The sequence below is a fragment of the Paeniglutamicibacter sp. Y32M11 genome (assembly GCF_019285735.1).
Lineage (GTDB): Bacteria > Actinomycetota > Actinomycetes > Actinomycetales > Micrococcaceae > Paeniglutamicibacter.
Window position 1 is genome coordinate 1,575,422 of record NZ_CP079107.1, and the last position, 25,274, is coordinate 1,600,695.

The 25,274-nt window shown below is 62.5% G+C and carries 23 protein-coding genes; 14 read left to right on the top strand and 9 right to left on the bottom strand.

Translation table 11 applies throughout. From position 1 onward, the window contains the following. Positions 1-4: 4 nt before the first annotated feature. Positions 5-1,195, top strand: a complete 1,191-nt coding sequence (locus tag KUF55_RS06835) for an alkaline phosphatase family protein (RefSeq protein WP_218818387.1) — start codon at positions 5-7, stop codon at positions 1,193-1,195. A 99-nt stretch (positions 1,196-1,294) separates the two neighbouring features. Here the strand turns inward: KUF55_RS06835 and sepH are convergent, their stop codons facing one another. Beyond that, the gene (gene sepH / locus KUF55_RS06840) at positions 1,295-2,377 is read right to left on the bottom strand and encodes a septation protein SepH (RefSeq protein WP_218818388.1); all 1,083 of its coding nucleotides are present in this window, start codon (positions 2,375-2,377) and stop codon (positions 1,295-1,297) included. Between the two features lie 336 nt (positions 2,378-2,713). On the opposite strand from sepH, the gene KUF55_RS06845 reads away from it, so the two are divergent. Beyond that, positions 2,714-3,022 carry a DUF4193 domain-containing protein gene (locus tag KUF55_RS06845; protein WP_168153218.1) on the top strand — a complete coding sequence of 103 codons (309 nt, stop codon included), beginning with the start codon at positions 2,714-2,716 and terminating at the stop codon, positions 3,020-3,022. 112 nt (positions 3,023-3,134) lie between these two features. Here the strand turns inward: KUF55_RS06845 and KUF55_RS06850 are convergent, their stop codons facing one another. Beyond that, positions 3,135-3,698 (bottom strand): DUF3093 domain-containing protein, encoded by a 564-nt coding sequence (locus KUF55_RS06850; RefSeq protein WP_132364901.1) that lies wholly within the window; start codon positions 3,696-3,698, stop codon positions 3,135-3,137. Positions 3,699-3,831: 133 nt separating this feature from the next. Here KUF55_RS06850 and dut point away from each other — a divergent pair, with 133 nt between their 5' ends. The 4 genes from dut to KUF55_RS06870 are packed head-to-tail and all read left to right on the top strand — an operon-like array spanning position 3,832 to position 6,322. After that, the gene (gene dut / locus KUF55_RS06855; protein ID WP_218818389.1) at positions 3,832-4,302 is read left to right on the top strand and encodes a dUTP diphosphatase; all 471 of its coding nucleotides are present in this window, start codon (positions 3,832-3,834) and stop codon (positions 4,300-4,302) included. A gap of 50 nt (positions 4,303-4,352) precedes the next feature. Continuing rightward, positions 4,353-5,168 carry a DUF3710 domain-containing protein gene (locus KUF55_RS06860; RefSeq protein ID WP_218818390.1) on the top strand — a complete coding sequence of 272 codons (816 nt, stop codon included), beginning with the start codon at positions 4,353-4,355 and terminating at the stop codon, positions 5,166-5,168. A 3-nt stretch (positions 5,169-5,171) separates the two neighbouring features. Then, entirely contained in the window at positions 5,172-5,573 is a 402-nt protein-coding gene (locus KUF55_RS06865; RefSeq protein WP_255557362.1) for a hypothetical protein, read from the top strand. Positions 5,574-5,620: 47 nt separating this feature from the next. After that, entirely contained in the window at positions 5,621-6,322 is a 702-nt protein-coding gene (locus tag KUF55_RS06870) for a DUF3159 domain-containing protein (protein ID WP_218818391.1), read from the top strand. On the opposite strand, the gene KUF55_RS06875 is transcribed toward KUF55_RS06870, so the two are convergent. Further along, on the bottom strand, positions 6,319-6,990 hold the full coding sequence (locus KUF55_RS06875; RefSeq protein ID WP_132364905.1) for a TrkA family potassium uptake protein: 672 nt from the start codon (positions 6,988-6,990) through the stop codon (positions 6,319-6,321). The genes KUF55_RS06870 and KUF55_RS06875 overlap by 4 nt on opposite strands. Beyond that, on the bottom strand, positions 6,990-7,673 hold the full coding sequence (locus KUF55_RS06880; RefSeq protein ID WP_218818392.1) for a TrkA family potassium uptake protein: 684 nt from the start codon (positions 7,671-7,673) through the stop codon (positions 6,990-6,992). The genes KUF55_RS06875 and KUF55_RS06880 overlap by 1 nt, the downstream gene beginning before the upstream one ends. A 159-nt stretch (positions 7,674-7,832) precedes the next feature. Here KUF55_RS06880 and KUF55_RS06885 point away from each other — a divergent pair, with 159 nt between their 5' ends. From KUF55_RS06885 to KUF55_RS06900, 4 genes are all read left to right on the top strand, one after another. Further along, entirely contained in the window at positions 7,833-9,842 is a 2,010-nt protein-coding gene (locus tag KUF55_RS06885) for an APC family permease (RefSeq protein ID WP_218818393.1), read from the top strand. Further along, the gene (locus tag KUF55_RS06890) at positions 9,839-11,191 is read left to right on the top strand and encodes a class I SAM-dependent RNA methyltransferase (protein ID WP_218818394.1); all 1,353 of its coding nucleotides are present in this window, start codon (positions 9,839-9,841) and stop codon (positions 11,189-11,191) included. The genes KUF55_RS06885 and KUF55_RS06890 overlap by 4 nt, the downstream gene beginning before the upstream one ends. A gap of 179 nt (positions 11,192-11,370) precedes the next feature. Beyond that, entirely contained in the window at positions 11,371-14,076 is a 2,706-nt protein-coding gene (gene acnA, locus KUF55_RS06895; RefSeq protein ID WP_218818395.1) for an aconitate hydratase AcnA, read from the top strand. Positions 14,077-14,211: 135 nt separating this feature from the next. Beyond that, on the top strand, positions 14,212-15,117 hold the full coding sequence (locus KUF55_RS06900) for a hypothetical protein (RefSeq protein ID WP_218818396.1): 906 nt from the start codon (positions 14,212-14,214) through the stop codon (positions 15,115-15,117). On the opposite strand, the gene KUF55_RS06905 is transcribed toward KUF55_RS06900, so the two are convergent. Next, a complete protein-coding gene (locus KUF55_RS06905) occupies positions 15,114-15,542 on the bottom strand; it encodes a low molecular weight phosphatase family protein (protein ID WP_218818397.1) in 429 nt (142 codons plus the stop codon). The genes KUF55_RS06900 and KUF55_RS06905 overlap by 4 nt on opposite strands. Before the next feature lie 210 nt (positions 15,543-15,752). On the opposite strand from KUF55_RS06905, the gene dxs reads away from it, so the two are divergent. From dxs to KUF55_RS06925, 4 genes are all read left to right on the top strand, one after another. After that, a complete protein-coding gene (gene dxs / locus KUF55_RS06910) occupies positions 15,753-17,720 on the top strand; it encodes a 1-deoxy-D-xylulose-5-phosphate synthase (protein ID WP_132364912.1) in 1,968 nt (655 codons plus the stop codon). Continuing rightward, positions 17,717-18,316 carry a DUF402 domain-containing protein gene (locus tag KUF55_RS06915; RefSeq protein ID WP_218818398.1) on the top strand — a complete coding sequence of 200 codons (600 nt, stop codon included), beginning with the start codon at positions 17,717-17,719 and terminating at the stop codon, positions 18,314-18,316. The genes dxs and KUF55_RS06915 overlap by 4 nt, the downstream gene beginning before the upstream one ends. Positions 18,317-18,329: 13 nt before the next feature. Next, positions 18,330-18,902, top strand: a complete 573-nt coding sequence (locus tag KUF55_RS06920) for a hypothetical protein (RefSeq protein ID WP_132364914.1) — start codon at positions 18,330-18,332, stop codon at positions 18,900-18,902. Positions 18,903-19,105: 203 nt separating this feature from the next. Further along, positions 19,106-19,783, top strand: a complete 678-nt coding sequence (locus KUF55_RS06925; RefSeq protein ID WP_218818399.1) for a lysoplasmalogenase — start codon at positions 19,106-19,108, stop codon at positions 19,781-19,783. Between the two features lie 41 nt (positions 19,784-19,824). Here KUF55_RS06925 and KUF55_RS06930 read toward each other — a convergent pair whose 3' ends face one another. The 4 genes from KUF55_RS06930 to KUF55_RS06945 form a co-directional block, all read right to left on the bottom strand. Then, positions 19,825-20,697, bottom strand: a complete 873-nt coding sequence (locus KUF55_RS06930; RefSeq protein ID WP_218818400.1) for an ABC transporter ATP-binding protein — start codon at positions 20,695-20,697, stop codon at positions 19,825-19,827. Then, entirely contained in the window at positions 20,694-22,394 is a 1,701-nt protein-coding gene (locus KUF55_RS06935; RefSeq protein WP_218818401.1) for a dipeptide/oligopeptide/nickel ABC transporter permease/ATP-binding protein, read from the bottom strand. Before KUF55_RS06935 ends, KUF55_RS06930 begins: the two co-directional genes overlap by 4 nt. After that, positions 22,391-23,389 carry an ABC transporter permease gene (locus KUF55_RS06940; RefSeq protein ID WP_218818402.1) on the bottom strand — a complete coding sequence of 333 codons (999 nt, stop codon included), beginning with the start codon at positions 23,387-23,389 and terminating at the stop codon, positions 22,391-22,393. Before KUF55_RS06940 ends, KUF55_RS06935 begins: the two co-directional genes overlap by 4 nt. Before the next feature lie 61 nt (positions 23,390-23,450). Then, positions 23,451-25,172: an ABC transporter substrate-binding protein gene (locus KUF55_RS06945; RefSeq protein WP_218818403.1), complete on the bottom strand. Its 1,722-nt coding sequence runs from the start codon at positions 25,170-25,172 to the stop codon at positions 23,451-23,453. Between the last annotated feature and the right edge of the window lie 102 nt (positions 25,173-25,274).

Here is a 25,274-nt window from a genome sequence, read left to right on the forward strand (position 1 = left end):
CTTCGTGGCTACAATCACCCGCAAGACCCCCTCGGCTCCACTGCCGGCGGCCCCGGCCTACGGCACCAAGACCATCGCGGAGCTGTTACCCAGCGCGGCGGCGGCACTGGGAGTGCCGGGATTTGACAACATCCTCGGGCTGCCGGTGGCCAATCGCATCTGCGTAGTCATGGTTGATGGGCTGGGCAAGGCACTTCTTAAGGCCCGCGGCGGACACGCCCCGTTCCTGCGCAAATTGATGGAAAATGCGGCAACACTACAGTCGCCCTTCCCCTCCACCACCGCCGCGTCGCTTGCCTCATTGGGCACCGGGCTGGCTCCCGGGCTACACGGGGTCGTGGGCTATGACGTGGTGGATCCGGAAAAGCGCCGTGTGGTCAACCAGCTCGGGGGCTGGCCCAAGGACCTCAACGCCCACACCTGGCAACCGAACCAGACGGTATTTGAACGGGTGGCCGCGGCCGGCGTACATACGGCCACGGTGTCACTGAATAAGTTCAAGGACTCCGCGCTGACCCAGGCGGCACTGCGCGGAACGCAATTCACCGCGGCAGAATCTCCCCATGCCAGGGTGCGAACGACCTGCGAGGTGCTGGCAGCCAATCCACGATCGCTGGTCTACGCGTACTGGAATGAGCTCGATCGGGCCGGGCATCGATTCGGGAAGGACTCCTCGCAGTGGGGCAATGCGCTCGAAGATCTAGACCTGATGATGCGCACGCTCGCCGCGCGAGTTCCTGCCGGAACGCTGCTGCTGCTCACCGCCGACCACGGGATGGTTGACGTGGAGGAGAACTGGCGGATCGATTACTCGCAATTCCCGGAACTGGTGGCCGGGGTCGAGCTGACGGCGGGGGAGCCGCGCGGGGTGCAATTGCACTTCCATGCGCAGACCTCGGCTCAAAAGCGTGAGGGTGTTGCCGAGGCCTGGCGAGAGCGCTTTGGGTCCAAGGCCTGGGTGCTGAGTCGGGAGGAAGCGATTACTCACGGTCTTTTTGGTGAGGTGGCAACCGCGGTGCGCGAACGCATCGGTGATCTGCTCATCCTTGCCGCCGAGGACATCGCGTTCCTCGATGGGCGCCGGGTTAATCCTGCGGCCTTCACGATGGTGGGGCAACATGGCTCGATGACGCGGGCCGAATGCGAAATTCCCCTCTTGACCCTGGCCCGTCCAATCACCAAGAAAAAGTCCTAGCCCGCTGAAGGTTACAACGATGGCCCGGTGAGTGCGGAAAATTTCCGCCGCCCACCGGGCCATCGTTGTATCGTGCCGCTACAGCGTCACGATGGATGCTTAGTCGTTATTGTTATTGCGTCGGCCAAAGACGATGTCGTCCCAGCTGGGTACCGAGGAACGCTTAACCTTTTTCTTGCCGCCGGCCTCGTCCTCACCGTTATCCTCGGATTCTTGATCCTCGGCCGTCGGCTTGCTTGGGGTGGGGACCAGGGAGATCGAGGTGGTGCGGGAGCTGACGCCGTCATAGAGCCGCGGCAGACCATCATCGCTCGGCTCGGGGCCCGCCAACCGGGGATCGTCATCCGGGTGTGGGTTACGTGAGAGCATCGCCGCCAGGGCGTCGTCACCCTCTTCATCCAAGCCCAAGCGCTGCCCGCGACGGGCGCTGAGGACATCTAAAAGCTGTTCGGATTCCGCGACGGTTGCCTCGGAATCGGCGTCTTCTCCGGCGGCCTCAACATCAAAGGGGGCATCTGCCACGGCCGTGAGACGGCGGGCACCGACGGGGGCGTCAAGAGGTTCGAGTTCGCTGAGCACCTGGGCCCAGCGGTTAGCGTTCTGCAGCGACTTGCGGCTGGGGTGGAAGGTCCATTTGGCAATGGTCTCCTCGTTACCCTGATCCAAGCGAATGCTGTCATCAACACTCGGGAGCTCAAAGCGAACCACCACATCCCAGGTGCCGTCGGCGGTACGCCAGGCATCCCAGTTCAGTGACTCGCTAGTGATCCCCAGCGAGTGGACACGGTACGCGACCATTTCGCCCAAATTTGCCGGTTCTTCACCGAAGATGCTGCGGTAGCCCTCGTGCGTCTGCGGGGCGGAAACCTCCACATTGCGGGCTTGGGAGGCGATGTACTCGCGCTCGGCCAACACCGGTCCCTCGTAGCGCATGATGCGATCGAGGTCCATGCCTGATTCCGCGGCAACTTCTTCTGCCGTGGCGCCGGAACGGATCCGAGATTGAATATCACGGGGGGAGAGCGGGGATGCCGCGGCTACCGAGCGGTCGGCCCGGGCAGCTCGAGACAGGGCACTGCGCAGCGCTTCGTCGATGGGCAACACAAAACTGTTGCCGTCCTCGCTGCTTACGTGCAGGCTCTCACCGTTCTCGTGGATTCCCACTAGTCGGAGTTGACGCATGACTATCCTCCACAAACCGTCGTGTTGTGACTAAAACTCTGCCACCTGCTGGGGCAAATACCTAAGAAGCGCCTTGGTGTGGCGCGGACCGGCTTGATGATTATTCCCACCAAGGTGGAAGAATCGGCGAAAAGTCCCTTGGAATTTCCTTGTCTTGGGCCCGGAGATGCGATGATGAACAGTCGGAGATGACCGGGCACAAAATTCAGTGTTTCTGCGTTGAAGCATAAGCGCAAACAAACGCGCCGGTTTCACGCCCCTAGGATGCGATGGCATCACAGGGGGCCGACCCGAGACGAACTACAGCTTGAATCAGCGGAGTGTGAAGCAGCAAAAATGGCCACCGATTACGATGCACCTCGCAGGCATGCCAACGAGGACGAGACGCCCGAGGTTCTTCCGGAGCTCAAGGCGCAACGCAATACCAACACCAATGCGTCAAATCTCATTGATGAGGACGAGGCCGCACTGGCCGACAGCTATGAGCTGCCCGGTGCGGATCTCTCCGGCGAGGAGATTCAGGTCTTCGCGATGCCTGCCCAGGCCGACGAATTTACCTGTTCCTCATGTTTCCTAGTGCGGCACCGCTCGCAGATTGCCGCAGAACGCGGCGGTCTGCTCTTCTGCGCCGACTGCGAAGGCTAAAGGCCCCACGCCTAGGCAGTGAACACAAAAGGCGCCCGTCTCCACGCTGCCACTGACAAAAAGTGGTGGTGGGAGGCGGGCGCCTTTGTTGAATCGTGGGGGATCGGTGACGCTAAGCCGACTCGGTGCCGGTAGCGTCACCATCGCCCGCGGTAGGAGCCGTATCCGTGGTGTCGTCGCCCGCATCCGTGGCATTGCGGTATTCCACCATCAGGCCACCGAGTGCCGAGGTCAGCTCTTCGGGGCGTCGGGTTGAGGTGAGCCAATACGGGGTGGAATCGCGCTCGTCGGTGATTTCGATGCGCACCACCGGATCAATCCAGCCGCGGATGCACATGAAGGCGATACCGTTCAGGCCGGGGCCACGCTGGTGGTAGGCGTCGGCACCGCGATAGCCGGTAACATCGCCGATGAATTTCCGCTCGATGGTGGCGCGGCCAACGCGCACACTCTCGTCGGTGACCTCAATGGTGGGTGTGCTGTTCAGCAGTGCAAAGGCGATCAGGGCCAGGGCCACCAATCCGGCGATCACTCCCCACTTCAGGCCGATGGGCAGGAATGCTACGGCGGCGGTGATGCCCAGACCCAGCGATGCCAGCCAGACCCACCACGAAGGCCACAGCTTTTCGCGGAAATGGACGGTTGCGGGAATTGCGGGGGAAATGTTCTCGGCCATACCTCCCAGCATAGGCGCTGGGGCGGGCCAACCCTGCCATGGATCAACGACGGAGGGACTAGAGTTAAGTGCGTACGCGAGCGGCCATAACCTGGCCCGCACACGCCCCCGAACCCCCTGGAGTGGAAAATACATGTCCGAGTCGCGAGTCGATATTGCCCTGAAAATGCTCGATCCGGAATTACCGGTTCCGAGTTATGCGCACGAGGGTGATGCGGGAGCCGATCTGTGTGCCCGCGAGGATGTGACCCTGGCCCCCGGACAACGCGTCTTGGTTCCCACCGGTGTGTCTCTGGCCCTTCCGCTGGGTTATGTGGGTCTTGTCCACCCGCGCTCGGGTCTGGCCACAAAGCACGGATTGACCGTGGTCAATGCGCCCGGAACCATCGATGCCGGGTACCGTGGTGAGGTGAAGGTCACGTTGTTAAACACGGATACAGACACCCCGATCGTGCTCAAGCGCGGGGACCGCATTGCCCAGCTGGTCATCCAGAGGGTCGAGCGAGCCCACTTCATCGAAGTCAACGACCTCGATGACTCAGCACGTGGTGCCGGCGGATTCGGTTCCACCGGTGGCTTTGAAGCAGCAAATACCGGCCGCTAACATCAGGCCCCACGAAATCTCACGGTCGAAATAGCAAGAGAGCAACTTCCATGATTTTCAAGCGCAGCAAGAAGGCAGCCGACGTAGCGCAGCCCGAACAGACCATTGCCGAGCTCAACGCAGCCGCGGCAGATTCCACGGAAACGCCCGCGCCAGCGGTCAGCGAACCGGAGCAATCGCCCGAGGGTACTCAAAGCCCGGCACCGGCCAAGACAGCGGTGGTGCGGGATACCAGCGAGGGTCCGTTTGATGGGGACGACTTTGAGGACAGCGAGGGCTACCTGGATTTGGGTGCCTTGCTCATCAAGCCGGTTCCCGGGCTCCAGCTTCGCCTCGAGGTGGAGGAGTCGACGCAGCGCGTGATCGCCGTGGCCATGGAAATTGGTGGCTCACGCATGCAGCTGCAGGTCTTCGCTGCCCCCAAATCCGATGAGCTCTGGCCGGGGATCTCCGCGCAGATCGCCAGCGGCATTGCCGATCAGGGTGGGGAAACGGAAACTGTCGAGGGACGCTTCGGCAAAGAATTGCTGGCCCGCGTACCGCAGCAGGCTCCGGACGGGACCCACGGCCACGTGGTACTGCGCTTCCTGGGCATCGATGGTCCGCGCTGGTTCCTGCGTGCCGTCATCGGTGGCACCGCGCTGACGGACATGGCCGAATCCAAAACCATGGAGGACGCGCTGGCGCAGGTCGTGGTGGTGCGTGGCTCCACCCCGATGCCGCCGACCGAGCTGCTTCCCCTTTCGGTACCCGCAGGTGCCTCCGCTTCTCCACATACGCATCCGGTCGCCGCGGAGGAACCGGAAATCACGGTTCCCGACACCAAACGACCCGAACGTGGTCCGGAAGCCACTCAAATCGGCTGATTCGTGCCCAAAGACAAGGTAGCGAAGGCCAAAACGCTCAAGACAAGGCCGCCGGTACCGGCAGCTGTGACCGCGACGCCCACGGCCGTGACACGGCTTGATACGCTGGCCGAATTGCCCGTTCGTGGACGGGTGATTCACAGCGGCTACGTGGAATCCATGACGATTCAGCCGCAACAACAGGCACCGAGTTTTTCGGTGACCATTGTTGACCGCCCGGCGCCCCCCGGCGGCCGCCGCAGCGCGGTGGTGCACCTGCGGTTGATCTTTGTGGGTCAGCGCCGGGTCCCGGGGCTGGTGGCGGGTTCTCGGCTCAGCTATGAGGGCATGGTTGCTCCGCTGGATTCGGTGCCCACCATCTTTAACCCGCGATATGAGATCTTGCCCGCGCACGAGAAGCACTAGCCCGCCTCGTAGCCCCATTTCCCTGACCCCACAAGGAATTCACCTTCATGAGCAGCAATACCGAGAACATCCCGGAACCCGGGGAAAACGGTCCCGACGCCGAAGAAGTGGCCCGACGCATTGGTGCCAACGCCGGCATTGAACGGCGTGAGGACGGACAGATCGACGTGCTCAAGACCATTGGTGGGGTGCGTGGGCTGGCCGAGTCACTGCTGCCAGGCATGGTTTTCCTCATCATTTTCACCATTGGGCAACAGCTGAACACCGCACTGATCGCATCGGTGGCCGTGGCGCTGATCTTCACCATTATTCGTCTGGTACGCCGCGGAAACTTGACGCAGGCGCTCTCGGGACTCGCCGGCGTGGCCATCTGTGCGATCTTCTCGCGGGCCACCGGTGAAGCCAAGGACTATTACGTCCCCGGTTTCTACACGAATCTGGCCTATGGCGCGGCACTGATCATTTCGGTCCTGGTGAAGTGGCCGGTGATGGGCGTGATTTTCGGATTTATCCGCTCGGAGAACACCTCATGGCGTGCGCAGAAATTGCGCGCACGCCAATACGCCTGGGCAACCTGGATTGTGGTTGCGGTCTTTGCCGCGCGTCTTGCGGTTCAGGTGCCGCTCTACTTTGCCGATAATGTTCCGGCACTGGGAGCCGCACGGCTGGCCATGGGTGTACCGCTCTACGCCGCCGGTTTATGGGTGGCCTGGATGATTTCGCGTCCGACCACCCAGCTAGCTGACTAAGACTCCTCGGGGGAGTTGCGCAGCACCGTGCGCAACTCATCCTCGGCCAGGATCGTGGTGACGAAGAAGAGTTCGTCTCCGCCTTCGATCACGTCATCCGGACTCGGGGCCAGCGGAATGTCATCGCGCAGGATCGCCACCACCGTGGCATCACTGGGCCACGGCACCGAACCGATGGTGCGTCCAATCATCGGTGAATCGTGGGGAACGGTGAATTCCACCATCGACACGACCCCTGACTGCAGGGTCATCAGCCGCACCAGATCCCCGATTTCCACGGCTTCCTCCACCAACGCCGTCATCAGCCGGGGGGTGCTCACGGCAACATCCACGCCCCAGGCGTCGTCAAACATCCAGTCGTTTTTTGGATTGTTAACGCGTCCCACGGTGCGTCCGACACCAAATTCGCTCTTGGCCAGCAGGGAAACTACCAGGTTGACCTTGTCGTCGCCGGTGGCGGATACCACCACGTCGACCTCGTCGAGCTTGGCTTCCTTGAGCACCGAAAGCTCGCAGGCATCGCCAAAGAGCCAACGAGCTCCTTGGACCCCTGCGCGCGAGACGACCTCGGGCTTTTCATCAATCAAAAGCACCTCGTGCCCGTGGGATATTAGTTCCTTGGCAATGGAGGAACCCACTGATCCTGCGCCGGCAATCATGACCTTCATTACGAGTTCTGCTCCGTGCTTGTGATGGGTGCCTTGGAGAGGACCTTTTCAATGTCCTTGCCGGCGTTGATGGGCATCATGGCGTGGACGATATCGCCTTGTTGCAGCCGCATCCCGGGCACCGGCAAAACACCCTCGCCGAAACGCGAGAGGTAGGCGATGCGGATGGGGGCAACTGCCTCAAGATCCTCCAGGGCGTATCCTGCCCAGTCGTCGTGGACATTGATCTCACCTAGAATCAGTCGGCCGGAGGCCTCCCGGAAATCGCCGCTGAGCGAATGTTCCGGAAGGATGCGGCGCAGGACCTGATCCGAACTCCAGCGCACGGCCGCCACGGTGGGGATGCCCAGACGCTGGTAGATTTCCGCACGTCCCGGGTCATAGATTCGGGCCACCACATGCGGAACGTGGTACGTCTCGCGGGCCACCCGAGTGGCAAGAATATTGGAGTTATCGCCACTGGAAACCGCGGCGAAGGCGTAGGCCTCGGAGATCTTGGCCCGTTCCAGGGTGTCGCGGTCAAAGCCGACGCCGGAGACCTTGAGCCCGGTAAAGCCGCGGCGCAGTCGTCTAAAGGCCCGATCGTCCTGATCAATGATCGCTACCGAGTGTCCGGCATCGTCTAATGTGTGGGCGAGGGTCACCCCGACGCGGCCGCAACCCATGATGACGAAGTGCGCCATGATCCATCCTTTAATCCCACACAAGGTGTCGCAGCGGTGGTGCGCGGCACTCTTCGGCCACCAGTGTTTCACGTTTTGTGGCCCCGATGCGGGATTGTTCACGTCCGTGCGAACGGTGTGGTGTATGACAGGGGGAGCAAAGGCGACTAGCTTTGGATCGTGCTTTCATTCCTAGACGCGCTGAAACGAATTCTGGTGGGTCGCCCCTTCAGAACCGAACGGCTGAAACAGGCTCCGCTGCGTAAGCGCCTTGCGCTGCCCATTTTCTCCGCCTCCGCGCTCTCTTCCATCGCCTACGCCCCCGACGAGGTGATGCTGACCCTGGCGCTGGCCGGTTCCGCTGCCATGTCCTTCTCACCCTCGGTGGGCCTGGCCATCATGGTCGTCCTGCTGGTGATCATTGCCTCCTACCGGCAATCGGTGAAGGCCTACCCCTCCGGTGGTGGCGACTATCAGATCGCCTCGGTGAACCTGGGCCCGCGGGCCGGTACCACCGTTGCCGCCGCGTTGCTGGTGGACTTTGTGTTGACGGTGGCCGTATCAATTTCCTCGGCATCGCACTACGTCATCGCCGCTTTCCCCGCGCTGGCAGGTCACCAGGCGTGGGTTGCCACCGCCGGAGTGGTGATCCTCACCGTGCTGAACTTACGTGGCAGCGGCCGCTCCAAGCTGGGTGCTGCGGCACCGGTCTATCTGTTCATTGGCGTGGTGCTGGTGATGCTGGCCCTTGGTGGGCTCTATGCGGCCACCGGTTCGCTGGGCACCTCGCCCAGTGCCGGATTCGCCGTGGTGCCGGATCCGGATTACCCACATGGCCTGACCGGGCTGGCCGGGGTATTGCTGGTACTGCGCGCGTTCTCCACCGGATCTGCCGCGCTGACCGGTGTTGAGGTCCCGATTTCAAACGTCCACATCCTCGCCGCCCCCAAGGCCCGCAACGCTGCCAAGGTCTTGGCGCTACTGGGCCTCTTTGCCGCCATCCTGACTCTGGGCACCATGTACCTGGCCCGTGCGGTCAAGGTGAACGTGGTGGAAGACCCCGCGCAGGACCTGTTGCTGAACGGCGGACCGATCCCCGCCGACTACATCCAAAACCCGGTCCTGGGGCAGCTGGCCGAGGCGATTTTTGGTGGCGCGTCGTTGGGCTTCTACCTGGTGCTGGCGTTGACCGTTGCGGTGCTGCTGATGGCCGCGCACACCTCGTTTAATTCCTTCCCCAACCTGGCCTCGCATCTGGCCACCGATGGCTACCTGCCGCGCCAATTGCGCACGCGTGGGGACCGCCTCGGATTCTCCAATGGCATCCTCTCGCTGTCCATCGCCGCGATCGTGCTGATCTGGCTCTTTAACGCAGATGTTCCCACCCTGATTCAGCTGTACGTGGTGGGTGTTTTTGTCTCCTTTACGCTGAGCCAATTGGGCATGATCAAGCACTGGGGCAGGGAATTGGCCCAGACCCCGGACAAGCGAGTTCGCGCGCGCATTCACCGCTCCCGGATGTTGAATATCGCCGGTTTCCTCATGACGGCAGCGGTTCTGGTGATTGTGCTGGGAACCCGATTGATCCACGGAGCCTGGCTCGCGGTGTTGGGCATCGCGGTGCTCTTCATCCTGATGGACGCGCTGCACCGCCACTACGTCGATGTAGATGAGGAACTGGCCATCGACGAACGCGACTCCGCCACTGCCCTCCCGGCCCGGGTCCATGCCCTGGTCTTGGTTTCCAGTGTGCGTAAGCCGGTGCTGCGCGCGCTGTCCTTCGCCCGCGCATCGCGTCCCTCAAAGATCGATGCGATAGTGGTGGATGCGGACTCCGAACAGACCGAGGCCACACTGGCCAAATGGGCGGAACTGGGAATTCCGGTGCCGATCACTGTGCTCGCTTCCCCGTACCGGGAGATTTCCGCGCCGCTGATTGAGCACATTCGCTCCATCAAACGTGACTCACCCCGCGACCTGGTGGTTGTCTACATTCCCGAGTATGTGGTGGGCCGCTGGTGGGAACAGCTGGTCCACAACCAAACCGCCATGCGCATCAAAAACCGCCTGCATTACGAGCCCGGGGTCGTGGTGGCCTCCGTGCCATGGCGACTTGCCTCATCGGATTCCTCGATGAGCTTGGGCCCCCTGAACTCCACTCCGATTTCCAATCCGAAAGACAAGCCATGAGCACGCAAGAAAATATCCTGAAGGTGCGCCTCGAAGCGCCAGCCCACGGCGGACACACCGTCGCCCGCCACGAGGGCCGGGTGATCTTCGTCCGTCACGGAATTCCCGGCGAGCTGGTATCCATTGCCGTGCAGGATGATGGTGAAAAGGCCCGCTTTTGGCGTGGCGACGTTGTTGAGGTCCATGAGGCATCCGAGCACCGGGTGACACATTTCTGGACGCAGGCAGATTCCCTGCTGGCAGCCGCCCGCGGTGTACTCCCGGTGGGTGGAGCCGAATTTGGGCACATCAGCCTCGAGGCTCAGCGCGAGATCAAGGGCCAGATCTTCCTGGAACAGATGGCGCGACTGGGGAAGATTGACGCGACCAAGCACGGCTTCACCGGTGTTGTGGCACCGGAGGGTGAATCCGCCGACGCCCTGGGCTGGCGCACCCGAACCGCATTTGTGGTCGACGAGAAGGGCCGCCTGGCCATGAGCGCCTTCCGCTCCAATGACCTGGTGCCGATCAAGGAGATGCCGCTGGCGCACCCGAAGATCAACGAGCTGAAGCTGTGGGACCTACCGTTGGCTGGGATCAGCCGCATCGAGGTGGCAGTGGGATCCGGTGACGACGCCGGGGTGCTGGTGCTGTTCATCGAGGACGGTACCGTGGCCGGAGCCGCGGGTCGCGCCGCCAAGCGCCTTCCCGAGGGCACCAGTGCCGCGGCGCTGACTCAGGTCGGAGGATCGGCCTCCGATGGACGTGGTGCGCTGCAGCGATTGCGCGGTCGGACCTGGCTCTCGGAATCCGTGGCCGGGCATGATTACCGCGTCACCGGTGAGGGCTTTTGGCAGATCCACCGCCTGGCCCCCGCCACACTCATCGAGCGCGTGATGAGCCAGCTGGCTCCGAGTTATGGCACACGCATCGCCGACCTGTACGCCGGTGCAGGTCTCTTTAGCGCCCCGTTGGCCAAGGCCGTGGGCGATGACGGCATGCTGCTCTCCATCGAGGGGGCACCGGGCACCAGCAAGGATGCGCTGAAGAACTTGCGCGAATTCCCGCAGGCCATCATCTCGCAGGGGCGTGTTGAAAAGACGCTGTCCCGTGAATTGAATACGCGCAAGGCCAAGCTGGATTCGATCGTGCTTGATCCGCCGCGCACCGGCGCCGGTAAGGCAGCGGTCTCGGCGATGGTTCGTTCGGGTGCCAAGAAGATCTCCTACGTTTCCTGCGATCCTGCATCATTTGCCCGTGACACGGCAGATCTGATGTCCGCTGGATTCCGTCTGGAAGCGGTTGATGTCATCGACCTGTATCCGCACACACACCACATGGAAACCGTGGGACTGTTTGTTCGCCACTAAGCGATGATGTGACTCCTTTCAGCCAGAAAATGTCGGGTTGGCGGGGTTTTGCGGGCGGCGGGGGATAGACTGTCTATAGCTCTGCCGCAGTAAAACACAGGTGAACTCAGTTAGGATCGCCTAACTGGATTTCCGTGTGGGCGTGCAACGAAGATGTAATTCCGGCGAGAGGAGTCCCCGTGAGCAATGTGGACAGTTTTGGTGCCAAGGGCGTATTGGACGTCAAGGGCAACGAATATGAAATTTACCGGCTGAACGCCGTCGAAGGCGCGCAAAGCCTTCCGTACAGCCTCAAGGTTCTTTTGGAGAACCTGCTTCGCACCGAAGATGGCGCGAACATCACCGCAGAACACGTCAAGGCCATTGGTCAGTGGGATGCAAACGCAGAACCAAACACCGAAATCCAGTTCACCCCTGCACGCGTTTTGATGCAGGACTTCACCGGTGTTCCTTGCATCGTTGACCTCGCCACCATGCGCGAGGCAGTCAAGGAACTAGGCGGAGACCCGACTCGGGTGAACCCGTTGGCTCCTGCCGAAATGGTCATCGACCACTCCGTGCAGATCGACGTCGCCGGCAACGCCGGTGCGCTCGAGCGCAACATGGAAATCGAGTACCAGCGCAACGGGGAGCGTTACCAGTTCCTGCGTTGGGGCCAGACCGCATTTGATGACTTCAAGGTAGTTCCCCCGGGAACCGGCATCGTGCACCAGGTCAACATCGAGTTCCTGGCTCGCACGGTGATGACCCGCGAAGTCAATGGCGTACTTCGCGCGTACCCCGACACCTGCGTCGGCACCGACTCCCACACCACCATGGTTAACGGCATGGGCGTGCTGGGCTGGGGTGTTGGCGGCATTGAGGCCGAGGCCGCAATGCTCGGCCAGCCCGTCTCCATGCTGATCCCGCGCGTTGTTGGCTTCAAGCTCAACGGCTCGATCCCCGCTGGTGCCACCGCAACCGACGTGGTGCTCACCATCACCGAGATGCTGCGTAAGCACGGTGTTGTTGGCAAGTTCGTCGAGTTCTACGGCCAGGGCGTTGCCCAGGTTCCGTTGGCAAACCGCGCCACCATCGGCAACATGTCCCCGGAGTTCGGCTCCACCGCGGCCATGTTCCCGATCGATGACGTCACCCTTGACTACCTGCGCCTGACCGGCCGTTCCCAGGAAAACGTGGACCTCGTAGAGGCCTACGCCAAGGAACAGGGCATGTGGCACGACGCCGATCGCGAGATCCGCTTCTCCGAGTTCCTCGAACTCGATCTCTCGACGGTGGTTCCTTCCATCGCCGGCCCGAAGCGTCCGCAGGACCGCATCGAGCTTTCCAGCGCGAAGGAACAGTTCCGCAAGGACATCCACAACTACGCCGCTGGTGCAGCCGACGAACTGAACATCGGTCGTCCCTCGACTGCCGTTGAGGTCACCAAGGCCGATGGAACAAGCTTCTCCATCGACCACGGTCTGGTCTCGATCGCTTCGATCACCTCCTGCACCAACACCTCCAACCCCTCGGTCATGCTTGCCGCAGCTCTGCTGGCACGCAAGGCAGTGGAAAAGGGTCTGGTGTCCAAGCCGTGGGTCAAGACTTCGGTCGCTCCGGGTTCCAAGGTTGTCACCGAGTACTACGAAAAGTCCGGCCTCATGCCGTACCTGGAGAAGCTTGGCTTCTTCGTCGTGGGTTACGGCTGCGCCACCTGCATCGGTAACTCCGGCCCGCTGGACGCAGAGATCTCCGAAGCCATTCAGGCTCACGACCTCTCCGCAACCGCCGTGCTCTCGGGTAACCGCAACTTCGAAGGCCGCATCAACCCGGACGTCAAGATGAACTACCTGGCTTCCCCGCCATTGGTTATCGCTTACGCCCTGGCTGGCACCATGGACTTCGACTTCGAAACCGATTCCCTGGGCACCGACACCGACGGCAACGAGGTGTTCCTCAAGGACATCTGGCCGACCCCGACCGAGGTTCAGGCCACGATGGATTCCTCCATCGATGAGGGCATGTTCGCCAAGGGTTACGAAGGTGTCTTCGACGGCGACGATCGCTGGAAGGCGCTCGACACTCCGGCAGGCAACACCTTCGAGTGGGCCGAGGATTCGACCTACGTTCGTAAGCCCCCGTACTTCGAGGGCATGAAGGCAACTCCGGATCCGGTGCAGAACATTGCCGGTGCCCGCGTCTTGCTGAAGCTGGGCGATTCGGTCACCACCGACCACATCTCCCCGGCCGGTTCGTTCAAGTCTGATTCCCCGGCTGGACAGTACCTGCTGGCCAACGGCGTGGATCGCAAGGACTTCAACTCCTACGGCTCACGTCGTGGTAACCACGAGGTCATGATTCGCGGCACCTTCGCGAACATCCGTATCCGCAACCAGATCCTTGACAACGTTGAGGGTGGCTTCACCCGCGACTTCACCGTCGAGGGTGCACCGCAGGCCTACGTCTACGACGCTGCGCAGAACTACGCTGCAGCGGGCATCCCGCTGGTCGTTTTGGGTGGCAAGGAATACGGTTCGGGCTCCTCGCGTGACTGGGCAGCCAAGGGCACCGCACTGTTGGGTGTTAAGGCAGTCATCACCGAGTCCTTCGAGCGTATTCACCGCTCCAACCTGATCGGTATGGGCGTTCTGCCCCTGCAGTTCCCGGTTGGCGAAAACGCCGAGACCCTGGGCCTGACCGGCACCGAGACCTTTGCAGTCGAGGGAGTGACCGAACTCAACAACGGCACCACCCCCAAGACCCTGAAGGTCACCGCCGTGGCAGAAGACGGCAAGACCGTCTCCTTCGACGCCGTTTTGCGCATCGATACCCCGGGCGAAGCAGATTACTACCGTAACGGTGGCATCCTGCAGTACGTTCTGCGTCAGATCTCCGCCAGCTAATGAGCTAGCGTTTGATCCACGCTCGCGAGGGTGGGTTCAATGAGGAATACTCCTCATTGAATCCACCCTCGCGGCTTTTAATGCGACCTGGTTGATAGTCTCGAGCACAAGACCAGGCGGACGGAGGGAACGAAGATGAATGTGCATAACAACACCCCGGGAACCTTCGCCGCACTGAGCAGCGACGAAGCTGGGCGCTGGCTCCACGCGCGACTGGCAACCAGCTTTGGTGCCCCAAATACCTTCGTTCCCCGAGGCTTCGAGGCCTACGCACGCATCTTGCACCCCATCCTTCGAGATCGGCCGAAGGCGCCTGAAACCTGGGAGACGGTGTTGACTTCAGAAACTCCCGCCATGGAAGACGAGCTGGTCTCCTGGGCCACCGTCGCGGCCGTGCAGGGAAAACGGGTCGAGAGATATTCTCACGGAGCCGAGCTGGTGCCGCCCGTTGGGATTGATCCGTCCAAGCCCTGGGTGGATGCGCAAGGATGGCGCTACGGCGAAACCGAAGAAGGTTTCCTCGACGCGCATACCCTGGCACGTGTGGCTGTCATTTTGTCCCGCCACACCAGCACCCCGGCAAATGGGGTTGCCGCGTTGTGGGAGGGCTGGGGATCGGGAAACTCGGTGCGCTACTCTTCGTCCAAAGCCCGGAATGTACTGAACACCATTCGATGGCTCACCGAGGGAGTCCGCGCCAAGGCGCACCCTGCACAATCGCTGGCACCCCCTGGGCGGCTCGAACTCCCCGGCCGCACCCACCGGCTATATTCGGCGGGAATCACCGAATTCACAGATCCCGAGTGGCCGAGCCGTGCGCCGTGGGCCGACGCTGAGGGCGATGCACACTCGCCAAATATTCTGTGGCCAGCCGACCGCGCCTGGGTACTGGTGACCGAGGTTGACTACGACTCAACGATTGTCGGCGGCAGCCGGGCGCTCATGGGCGCATTGCTGGCGTCCCCGGGGGTTGAAGCACTGGAGGTGGGGGAAGACATTGAAGAGTATTTGCTGATGGCACCCGGGGACAACGGAAACTAGAGCCCTTCGGACTCCAACACCGTTTTAAGCGTTTGTACCCGTGTGGCAATATCATCACGCAGGAACTCCATGCGCTCGCGCTCGGTGCTCAGCGCGGCCGGTGCTTCGGCAGGCAGCCAGCGTTCCATCGTGACTCCCTCAAGCTCCGGGACCTCAGCCTGCCCAACAATGATCACTCGGTCAGCGGCACGCAGCGCTTGATCGGTCAACGCGGTCGGGACCTCTGCGCGCATATCTGCCCCGAGGTCCGCAACAACATCCGCGGCCAGCTCATTGATGTGGCGGGCGGGAATCAGCCCCGCCGATTGAACCGTGACGCCAGCACCGAGGGAGTTGCGCAGCAGAGCGGCAGCGATTTGCGATTTACCACCATTGGTATTGCAAACAAAAAGGACGGTGGGGGAGCTGCTATTCGCCTGAGTCATGGTGAGAGGAGTTCCTTTGCTGGATTTGATCGGGGCATACCGGTGCGGCCATTGCCGGTTCCTTCGATCTTATGCAAGGCTGGCTAAACTGGCCCAACTTAGTGACCATGGTGGGGGTCAACACTGTGCCTTACACCGCCTTGGTGCCCGAAGGCAAGCGCCGAGCGGTAAGATTAAACGGGTATTTGCCATCTCGAAAGGACTGCATCCGTGCCATTGCTAAAGACCATCAAGGAACCGCGGGACCTTCGTGGCTTGGACGCGGCCAAAATGCAGCAACTTGCCAAGGAAATTCGTTCATTCCTGATCAGCAACGTGGCCAGGACCGGCGGACACCTCGGTCCCAACCTCGGCGTGGTTGAACTGACACTCGGCATCCACCGAATCTTTGACTCACCCAATGACTCCATTGTCTTTGACACCGGCCACCAGTCATACGTCCATAAGCTGCTGACCGGCCGCCAAGACTTCTCCACGCTGCGTCAGCAGGGCGGGCTGTCGGGTTACCCCGATCGCGGCGAATCCGAGCACGACATTGTTGAGTCTTCGCATGCCTCCTCGTCGCTGTCGTGGGCGGACGGGATTTCGCGAGCCCGCAAACTCACCGGCGAAACCGACCGGTACGTCGTAGCGCTGGTGGGCGACGGTGCCCTGACCGGTGGCATGGCCTGGGAAGCCGTGAACAACATCGCTGCCGACAAGGACCGTCGAGTAGTCATCGTGGTCAACGACAACGGCCGTTCCTACGCACCAACCATTGGTGGGCTGGCTGACCAGCTGGCCGGACTGCGTCAGCGCCTGGATATGTTCCGCACCCATCCGGCCTACGAAAACACCATGGACAAGCTCAAAAGCCGCCTGAAGGACTCCGGCGTGGTTGGCCAGTTCACCTACAAGTCGCTGCACGCGACCAAAAAGGGCATCAAGGACTGGTGGGCACCCCAGGGTCTTTTTGAAGACCTGGGCATGAAATATATCGGCCCCATCGACGGGCACAACCAAGCCGCGGTAGAACAGGCTTTGCAACAGGCACGCAACTACGGTGGACCGGTGATCGTGCATGCACTGACCGAAAAGGGCCGCGGCTACGCACCAGCCCGCGCGGATGAAGCCGACCAATTCCATGCCGTTGGTGTCATCGATCCGCAGACCGGAGAACCGGTTTCCAAGGCCTCGGCCCGCTCGTGGACCAGTGTCTTTGGCGAGGAGATCGCCAACATCGCCGATGAGCGTAAGGACATTGTGGCGATCACCGGCGCGATGCTGCAGCCGGTGGGGCTGAAAACCATGTCCGAACGCCACCCCGAGCGCGTCCTGGACGTGGGCATCGCCGAACAGCACGCCATGACCTCCGCCGCAGGCTTGGCCTTCGGCGGCCTGCACCCGGTGGTCTGCGTCTACGCGACCTTCCTGAACCGCGCCTTTGACCAGCTGCTCATGGACGTGGCCCTGCACAAGGCCGGTGTCACGGTGGTGCTAGACCGTGCCGGAGTCACCGGACCGGACGGGCCCAGCCACCACGGCATGTGGGACATGGCGCTCATGCAGATCGTGCCCAACCTGCATTTGGCCGCTCCGCGCGACGCGGTCCGGCTACGTGAAGAATTACGCGAGGCAGTGGCCATTTCCAATGCCCCCTCGGTTGTCCGCTTCTCCAAGGGCAATGTGGGCCCGGAAATCGTGGCCATCCAACGCCTGCACGACGGCGTGGATATCCTGGCCAAATTGGGAGCCGGCGAAGAACGCGATGTCTTGATCGTGTCGGTCGGCGCCATGAGCGAACTGTGCATGGACGTTGCTGCCCGTCTGCATGCCCAGGGCATCACCGTCACGGTGGTTGACCCACGCTGGGTGCTTCCGGTGCCACGGTCCATCATCGGTCTTGCTGCCCGTCACCGCATCGTGGTGTGTGTCGAAGACGGGGTGCGCGCCGGTGGCGTGGGTTCGCGTATCCGCCAGGAAATGCGCGCCGCGGGAGTTGACACCGCGCTGAACGAGGTCGGCCTGCCCACCGAGTTCTTGGCTCACGGTACCCGCGGCCAGGTCATGGAGCGGGTGGGTCTCACCGCCGATCGCATCGCCAATGACACGCTGGCTCAGGTGCTGGGCACCAAGGTGCCTTTCGCCCGGCCGCTACCCGGAGCCGAAATGCCTACCGGACAGATTCCACAGCTGTGAGCGCCGCAGCGCCGGTGCCCGCGAACCTGCCGCGGGAGCTCACCGGAGCTCAGCCGGGGGACATCGTGGTGGCTCGCGCCTGGAAGTACAACGGGGCGCCGCACTGGGTGGTCCCCGGGTACTACCTCGGCCACGACGCCCATGGTCACTGGATCTATCAACCGGCGGGGTCTCTAGTTTCGCGTCCCGGACACGGCCACTGGGCCGAAAGCGACGCGGTCTGCCTGATTCCACACCGTGGTTCCTGGCTGGGTACCTTCTATGACGACAACAACGAAGACTTCCGCACCTACCTTGACCTCTCCACCCAAATTGGCTGGCGAACCTTGGCCCGTGGTGGTTGGGAAGTCAATTCCGTGGACATGGACCTGGACGTCGTGGATTCTCGATCCCGCGGCATTTACCTCGATGACGAGGACGAGTTCACCGAGCACGCGGTGCAGATGAGCTACCCCCACGAGCTTGTACTAGTCATTCGCGCCGAGGCCGAAGCACTGCTTCGGTCCGTCAGCGGGCTACATCCGCCCTTCGAGGGCATAGCTAGCACCTGGCTGGCAAATGGCCGCACCGAATTTTCAGACGCATCATCCCGCTAAGGAGCACCACCGCATGTCAATACTCCGCACCTACCGCCGTGACGACGACGGAACCCTGAAGTTCCGCGAGGCTTGGTTCTCCACCTACGAGGGCGAAGAACTGGGACAGTTTGTGATTAACCACGGCACCGTCGGTCACGTCTCCAGCACCGAAACCGCTAAGGACGTCACCGACGCCACCGCGGAAAGCCTGCTGGCCGCGTTCGCCGAGCAGTGCCAAGAAGATGGCTTCGTGGCGATCACCGATGAGCAGCAGGGCTGGGTCTTTGTGCAGTACGCGCTGAAGACCGCCACCGGAACCGATCGTGACAAGTACTTGCAGACCACGGCCAAGGAGGCCCTGACCGGGCACCTGGCATGGCGTGGACTGGGCACGGTGGAGTCCACCGACTTCGCCACCCGCAAGCTAAACATCCGCATTCTGTCCCCGGAGCCCAAGAAGGCCGTCGCGGCCATCAAGACCTGCCTGCGTGAAGCCAAGCTTGACTTCACCAAGCTCTCGATTGCCACGGCTCCCTACGAAGCACCGGAATCTGCCAAGCAGGCCTTCCCGTTGCCGGCCAAGGGCACCTTCAGCCTCGTCTAATCACCAGGTAGCTTCACCCTTGTTGATGGTCCTCCGGATTTTTTCGGAGGACCATCATTTCTTTTGGCGCAACTGTTGGTCCGGCAGGTGATATCTGCGGGCATTGCCCGGAGCCGATGCTTGGGGATACGCTCTGTTGGACGTGCCAGCGACGGGTTGAACCGGGGGGAGAGACATTGGATCGGGACGCTGTCAGAGCGCCAATGACCACGATGACCGGGAAGAAGCTGGCACCCGTTGGCTTTGCCGCGGCCCTAGCCCTGGTCACTGCGCTCCACCTTCTGGCGCAGCTCGTCGCGGCGGAGGGGATCCTCGCAGATGTCACACAGATCCTGTTGATGCCACTGCTCTTTGGGGCCTTGTACTGCGCGACCTCGGCGAAACGCCCGCGACTGGTCAGACTGGTGCTCATCGCCGTCGTCTTTTCCTGGCTGGGGGACACCGCGCCGCGCTTCATGGACGGTGATAGCGGGTTCCTGGTGATGGTCGGGTTCTTCCTGATGGCCCAGCTGTTTTACATCGCCGCCCTCTGGCCATATCGCCATAGCTCCGTGGCGGGCAGAGCGCTGCCGGCTCTGCCATATCTCGCCGTGTTTACCGCATTGGTCCTCGCCTGCGCCCCGGGTGCCGGAGTGCTGCTGGTTCCGGTGCTGATCTATGGGCTGGCACTGATGCTCATGGCCATGCTGTCCACCGGACTCGGGAGCCTTGCCGGGGTGGGCGGGGCGATTTTCCTGATCTCCGACGGGCTCATTGCGCTGCGTTCCTTCACCACATGGGAGCTGCCCGGAGCGTCGTTTTGGATCATGCTCAGCTATGTGGCTGGCCAGGGCCTGATCGCCGCGGCCGTTGGGCAGCGTACCGGTCGCCAGCAACCGTAGCACGGCGAAATCAACGGGCGGGCATGGGTGATGGCTGCCGACTAGGCCGCGCGCATGCGCCTGGCCCCACGGATGGCTGCTGCCAGCAGCCGCTGCGTCATCGAGTGTTGCGGGTTATGCAACACCTGGGAGGTGGGCCCGTGTTCAACGATGGCACCGTCGGCCATCACGATGACCCTGTCGCAACTCTGCGCAGCGAGTGCGAGATCGTGGGTGATATGCAGGATCGCCGTGCCGTTCTGCCGGGCAAGGTTCCCCATCAGGGCCGAGACCTCCGAGCGCAGCGTGGCATCAAGCATGCCGGTGGGCTCGTCAGCGAGGATCACCGCTGGCCGGGTCACCACGGCCCGGGCGAACGCGACACGCTGGCGTTCACCACCGGAGAGCTCATGCGGGAAGCGGCGAGCATAACGCTCGGGGTCAAGACCTACGGAGCACAGGGCCGCCGCCGCGGCTTCCCGTCGCGTCACGGGGGCGCCGATGCGATGTATGGCTAGCGGTTCGCAAACGACGTCCAGGATCCGAAGGTGCGGGGGCAACGAGGCATAGGGATCTTGCATCAGCAGGTGAACCTCGCGCCGTGCGGTACGCCGCACCTCCGCCGGTGCCGCCAAGAGGTCAACCCGGTGTGACCCTGCCCCCGGGGTGCCGGGGGCCTCCAGGATGATGGACCCGGCCGCGGGGTTCACTAGTCCGGCGATGACCTTGGCGACCGTCGATTTTCCCGCACCCGAGCCGCCAACCAGGGCCACTGTCTCCCCGGGGTACAGTTCTAGATCGACATCTCGTACCGTCAGGGAATTGCCGTAGCGCACCGATAGCCCCGAGACGCGCAACACCGCCTGGTGCGGAGGGCTTGTGGGGGAGCCGTGGCGCTCGGTCGCGGGGGCAGCAAATGTCTGGGTCTCGATCATGACAGGGTCCTCTCGAAGTCGCTCATGTCCGGCATGGAGGCCAGCAGGCGTCGGGTGTAGGGATGCTGCGGATCGCTGAGCACCTTATGGGCGGAGCCTTGTTCCAGCACGTGGCCCGAGCGCATGACGGCGATGCTGTCAGCCAGGTGCGCCACGACGGGCAAATCGTGGGTGACAATCAGCATGCTCAGCCCCAGCCTGTCGCGCAGTTCCTGGAGCAGGTCGAGTATTTCCTGCTGCACCAGCACATCCAGGCCGCTGGTGGGTTCGTCGGCGACCAAGAGCTCGGGATCGTTAGCCAACGCGATGGCGATGACCACGCGTTGGCGTTGGCCTCCGGAGAGCTGGTGTGGGTAGGCCCGGTACTTGGTGCGGTCCAGCCCCACTAGTTCAAGCAGCTCGCCGGCGTGTTCCCGGGCTTGGAGCCGGGTGCCGTTACTGTGCACGAGGATTGCCTCGGAGATCTGCTCGCCGATGCGGTAGACAGGGTTCAGTGCCGATTGGGCTTCTTGAGGCACGAAGGCGATGCGTTCGCCGAGCAGCGATCGTCGCTCGGGCGCGGAGAAGGTCAACAGGTCGGTCCCGTCAAAGAGGATTTTCCCGGCCTGGATCCTGGCAGCGGGGGACATCAGGCCAACGATGGCTGCGGCGACACTGGACTTGCCCGACCCCGATTCACCGACCAGCCCCAGCACCTGAGCGCGGTTGATGCTGAGGTTCACCTCGGTGGCCGCGTCGGTGGCCTCCGGCCCGTCGCCGTAGCGCACGGTGAGTCCGACGGTGCGCAACAGCGAAATATCCGCACTGGTCATGCCGGTTGCCGGTGCCGGCCCGGCGGTGGGTGCGATTTCTTTCGCCTTCTGGGCTGGACGCGCGCCGGTGGTCGATTCCACGGCGCCTCCGGCTAGGGCGAAGCCCAATACCGTCAGTCCGATCAGGGCACCCGGGGGCAGAACCCACCAGAGCCAGGCGCCGGTGAGGAAGGCGCCGCGTTCGTTGGCGACGCTGAGCATCATGCCCCAGCTCATGGAGGTGATGTCTCCCAGCCCCAAGAAGGCCAACGAAGCCTCCAGCAGGACCGCGCCCTTGACCGCGAGCACCAGCTGCGGCACCACGAGGGTGCCCATGGCCGGCACCACGTGGCGGATGAGCACGTAGCTATGGGGTGCGCCCATGGCCCGCAGGGCTTGGATGTGGTCACGTTCGCGCAGCGAGAGCACCTGGGCGCGCAGCTCTCGTGCCATCGGCGCCCAGAGGGCGATCGAGATGACCATGATCTGGGTCTTGAGCCCGGGCCCTGCCACCACGCCGATGACCAGGGTCAGCGGCACCACGGGAAGCGCGAGCACCACGTCGACGATGCGCATCAGCACCGTGTCGACCGCTCCGCGCAGGTAACCGGCGGTGAGGCCCACGGCCATGCCGATCACCGTTGCGGCGATCGCGGCGATCAGGCCCACCAACAGCGAGGGTCGGGCACCGAAGATCAGCACGCTGAGCAGGTCATGCCCGACGTCGTCGGCACCGAGCAGATGGTTCAGAGAGGGAGCGGCGAACGGCCGGGTGACGCGTTCGAGGGGATCGTAGGGTGCGATCCACGGTGCAAAGATCGCTACGGCGCAGAGGCTCAGCACAATCACGATACCAATGCGGCTGGTGACGGAGAGGACGCGCCATCTCAAGAAGCGGGAATTCATGCGGGGATCACCTCTCGTGATTTCCGCACGCGCGGATCCAACAGGGGGTAAAGCGCATCGGCGACGATGTTTGCCACGATGACCCCGAGAGTCGCGAGGAGGAAGGCGCCCTGAAGCAAGGGGTAGTCACGCGCGGCGACTGCGTCGGCGATGACCTTGCCCAGGCCCGGGTAGGAGAACACGGTCTCGATGACTACGGCCCCGGAAACCAGTGAGCCGGCGGCCATCGCCGCGTTGGTGGTGATGGGCAGCAGCGCGGTGCGCAGCGCGTGCTTGGCGGCGACGGTGCGTTCGGGCAGGCCCTTAGCGCGGGCCAAGCGGATGAATGGTTCACCCAACACCGTGCCCATCGAGGCACGTGCCAGCAGGTAGTAGGTGCCCATCGAGGTGATAATCATCGTGAGGACGGGCATAATGAGCCGGCGAATGGATTCGAGCAGTGCGGCACCGCTGCCCTCGGGCAGCGCCGCGGAGGCATAGGAAGGAAGCCAGCCCAGCTGGGCGGAGAACAAAGCGATCAGTAACATGCCGATCCAGAACCCTGGCATCGAGTCGACGGCGAGCACCGTGACGAGCAGGCCCTTCTCGCGTGCGGGTCGGCCGGATTCGCGGCGCCAGGCCGAAAGGGCGCCCAACAGTGTCCCCACCAAGATCGCTCCGATCAGCCCTAGTGCCACCAGGGCGAAGGACCAGGGAAGCCGCTCGAGAAGCACCTCGGCCACCGGGCGGTTGTGACCGGTGGACAGGCCCAGATCGCCGTGCAGCAGATTGAGCCAGAATCTGCCGTATTGCGTCATTACCGGTTCGTCCAGGCCGTAGAGCGATCCGAGTTCGGCAAGCTCCTCCGGCGTCGGAACGCCCTCGCCGGTGTACATGACCAGGGCCGGGTCACCCGGTGCCAGCCGGGGCAGCGCAAAGTTGAGGGTGACTGCCACCCACAACACCGTGGCATGCTGTCCAAAGCGGGAGACCCAGCTCCTGTCTTGCATCTTCATCTGTGACTTCCTCGTGAACCGGGAACGGCTGGTTGGGGGGAATGACCGGCCGGACCGGGGCTTAGTGCTGGTGTTCTTCGGAGGCCGGGGGCTCGGTGACCTCGGCAGCTGGCGCGGTGTCGGTCAGTTCGACGATGGCCTGGGCATTCCCGGAGTGGGCTGCGGTGACGACGTCCGCCGGCAGGAAGGACCACTTCTGCATGATGCCGTAGCCCGGGCTTTCGACCCAGCCTCCGTAGTTCTGCGAGACGGCCCAGTGCTCTTCGGGGTAATACAGCGGGATGGTGGTGGGGGCCTCGTTTTGGATGGTCTGCAGATCCTGTAGGACCGCCAACCGGCCATTGTGGGTGGTCTGTTTCAGCCACTTGGCGTAGGTTTCATCCCATTGCTCCCACGCCAGACCCGAGGTCCAGAGGTAACCCGCTCGGTGAGACATGACGAACTGATCCGAGTCCGCTACACCGTGGGCGCCAATGGTGCTCATCAACAGGTCGTATGACTTCTTAGCAGAGCGCTCGGTGAGAGTGGCTGCATCCATACCCTCGATCTCGATACCAATGCCGACTTTTTCCAGGTCTTCCTTTGCTAATTCAGCGGCGCGCACATCCTGTGGAAGACCGGAGTTCACGTAGGTCGTCAAGATGATGGGTTCGCCGTCGATTTCACGGATCCCATCACCGTCGGTGTCCGTGTAGCCCAACCCATCAAAGGTTGCGATCGATGCATCCGGGTCGGTGGGAGTCGAATTATCGGGGTTGGCGAAGGGTGCATCCGGATGCGGGTAGCCGGAGGATGCGGTGCGACCTTGGCCCAGTGCGACCACGTCAAGCATTTGTTCCTTGTTAATCGCGTTGGATAACGCCTTGCGGAAGTCGCCGTTGTCCATCGGCTCGTTCAAGTAGTTGATCTTAATTTCCGGGAAGCTGAGCGCCTGGGTGGCGATGGTATCGACGTTTGGGGAATTGTCGAACTGCGACACTAGTTCCGGAGTCAGCTTGCGGGTGGTGGCATCGATTTCGCCGGACTGCAGGGCGGTGAAAGTCGCCGACTGGTCGGTGATGACCGGCATCGTGAGGGTCTTGACCGTGGGCTCACCGGCGAAGTAGTCCTTATTTGCTGTAAATGTGTAGCCCTCGGTGGGGCTGTAAGAGGTTAGCTGGTATGGGCCAGTGCCGATTGGCAGCTCTTGGATGGTTTTGGCTTCGGCGGCATCGATGTCCGTCCAGATGTGTTCTGCAACGATGGGCAGGTCGGCGAGGGTAACCCGGGCTAAATCGGGGCAGGCATCGCGGCACTCGAAGCGGACGGTGTCAGCATCGACCTTCACCGCTCGTTCAACATACGGGGTGTCGTTGACGTGGTGCGTGTAGCGGCCGGTAGGGGCCTGGTGCATGTACGCGAATGAGAACACCACGTCATCCGGGGTGAATGGCACGCCGTCCTGCCAGCTGACGTCCGTACGAAGGTCAGCTTCCCAGGTGCCCGGGTCGATCTGGCGCACTTGGGTGGCGAGCCAAGGCTGCGGTTCATCGACATACGGCGAGGGAGACAACAGTTTGTCGTAAACAAGTTCGATGAGCTGGTCGCTGGCACCGGAAAAGAGGTTGATCGGCCCGGTGTCTTTGTCCAGCGCAATGGTCAGTTCCTCGGCGGTGGCGGGGCCGGTCAACTCCGTGTTCGCGGCGGCACTGGACTTCGCGGTGCTGGAACAACCAGTCAAAGTGACGGCCAGCAAGGTGGCGGCACCGAGAACGGATAGGGCGCGCTGGTGGTGAATGATCATGGATCCTCTAATCGGGTGATGGCGACGACGGCCGGGTGCGTACGGTGAAAGATCCCCGACCACGATAACGGCCAAGCAAAGGTTACCCTTACCTAAGTTGAT

Coding starts and splice junctions, on each gene's coding strand:
- KUF55_RS06920 (WP_132364914.1), top strand. CDS start 18,330: ATGTCAATACTCCGCACCTACCGCCGTGACGACGACGGAACCCTGAAG.
- KUF55_RS06925 (WP_218818399.1), top strand. CDS start 19,106: ATGACCACGATGACCGGGAAGAAGCTGGCACCCGTTGGCTTTGCCGCG.
- KUF55_RS06875 (WP_132364905.1), bottom strand. CDS start 6,990: ATGAAGGTCATGATTGCCGGCGCAGGATCAGTGGGTTCCTCCATTGCC.
- KUF55_RS06860 (WP_218818390.1), top strand. CDS start 4,353: ATGATTTTCAAGCGCAGCAAGAAGGCAGCCGACGTAGCGCAGCCCGAA.
- KUF55_RS06890 (WP_218818394.1), top strand. CDS start 9,839: ATGAGCACGCAAGAAAATATCCTGAAGGTGCGCCTCGAAGCGCCAGCC.
- KUF55_RS06900 (WP_218818396.1), top strand. CDS start 14,212: ATGAATGTGCATAACAACACCCCGGGAACCTTCGCCGCACTGAGCAGC.
- KUF55_RS06905 (WP_218818397.1), bottom strand. CDS start 15,542: ATGACTCAGGCGAATAGCAGCTCCCCCACCGTCCTTTTTGTTTGCAAT.
- dut (WP_218818389.1), top strand. CDS start 3,832: ATGTCCGAGTCGCGAGTCGATATTGCCCTGAAAATGCTCGATCCGGAA.
- KUF55_RS06845 (WP_168153218.1), top strand. CDS start 2,714: ATGGCCACCGATTACGATGCACCTCGCAGGCATGCCAACGAGGACGAG.
- KUF55_RS06945 (WP_218818403.1), bottom strand. CDS start 25,172: ATGATCATTCACCACCAGCGCGCCCTATCCGTTCTCGGTGCCGCCACC.
- KUF55_RS06930 (WP_218818400.1), bottom strand. CDS start 20,697: ATGATCGAGACCCAGACATTTGCTGCCCCCGCGACCGAGCGCCACGGC.
- KUF55_RS06935 (WP_218818401.1), bottom strand. CDS start 22,394: ATGAATTCCCGCTTCTTGAGATGGCGCGTCCTCTCCGTCACCAGCCGC.
- KUF55_RS06940 (WP_218818402.1), bottom strand. CDS start 23,389: ATGAAGATGCAAGACAGGAGCTGGGTCTCCCGCTTTGGACAGCATGCC.
- sepH (WP_218818388.1), bottom strand. CDS start 2,377: ATGCGTCAACTCCGACTAGTGGGAATCCACGAGAACGGTGAGAGCCTG.
- KUF55_RS06880 (WP_218818392.1), bottom strand. CDS start 7,673: ATGGCGCACTTCGTCATCATGGGTTGCGGCCGCGTCGGGGTGACCCTC.
- KUF55_RS06850 (WP_132364901.1), bottom strand. CDS start 3,698: ATGGCCGAGAACATTTCCCCCGCAATTCCCGCAACCGTCCATTTCCGC.
- KUF55_RS06870 (WP_218818391.1), top strand. CDS start 5,621: ATGAGCAGCAATACCGAGAACATCCCGGAACCCGGGGAAAACGGTCCC.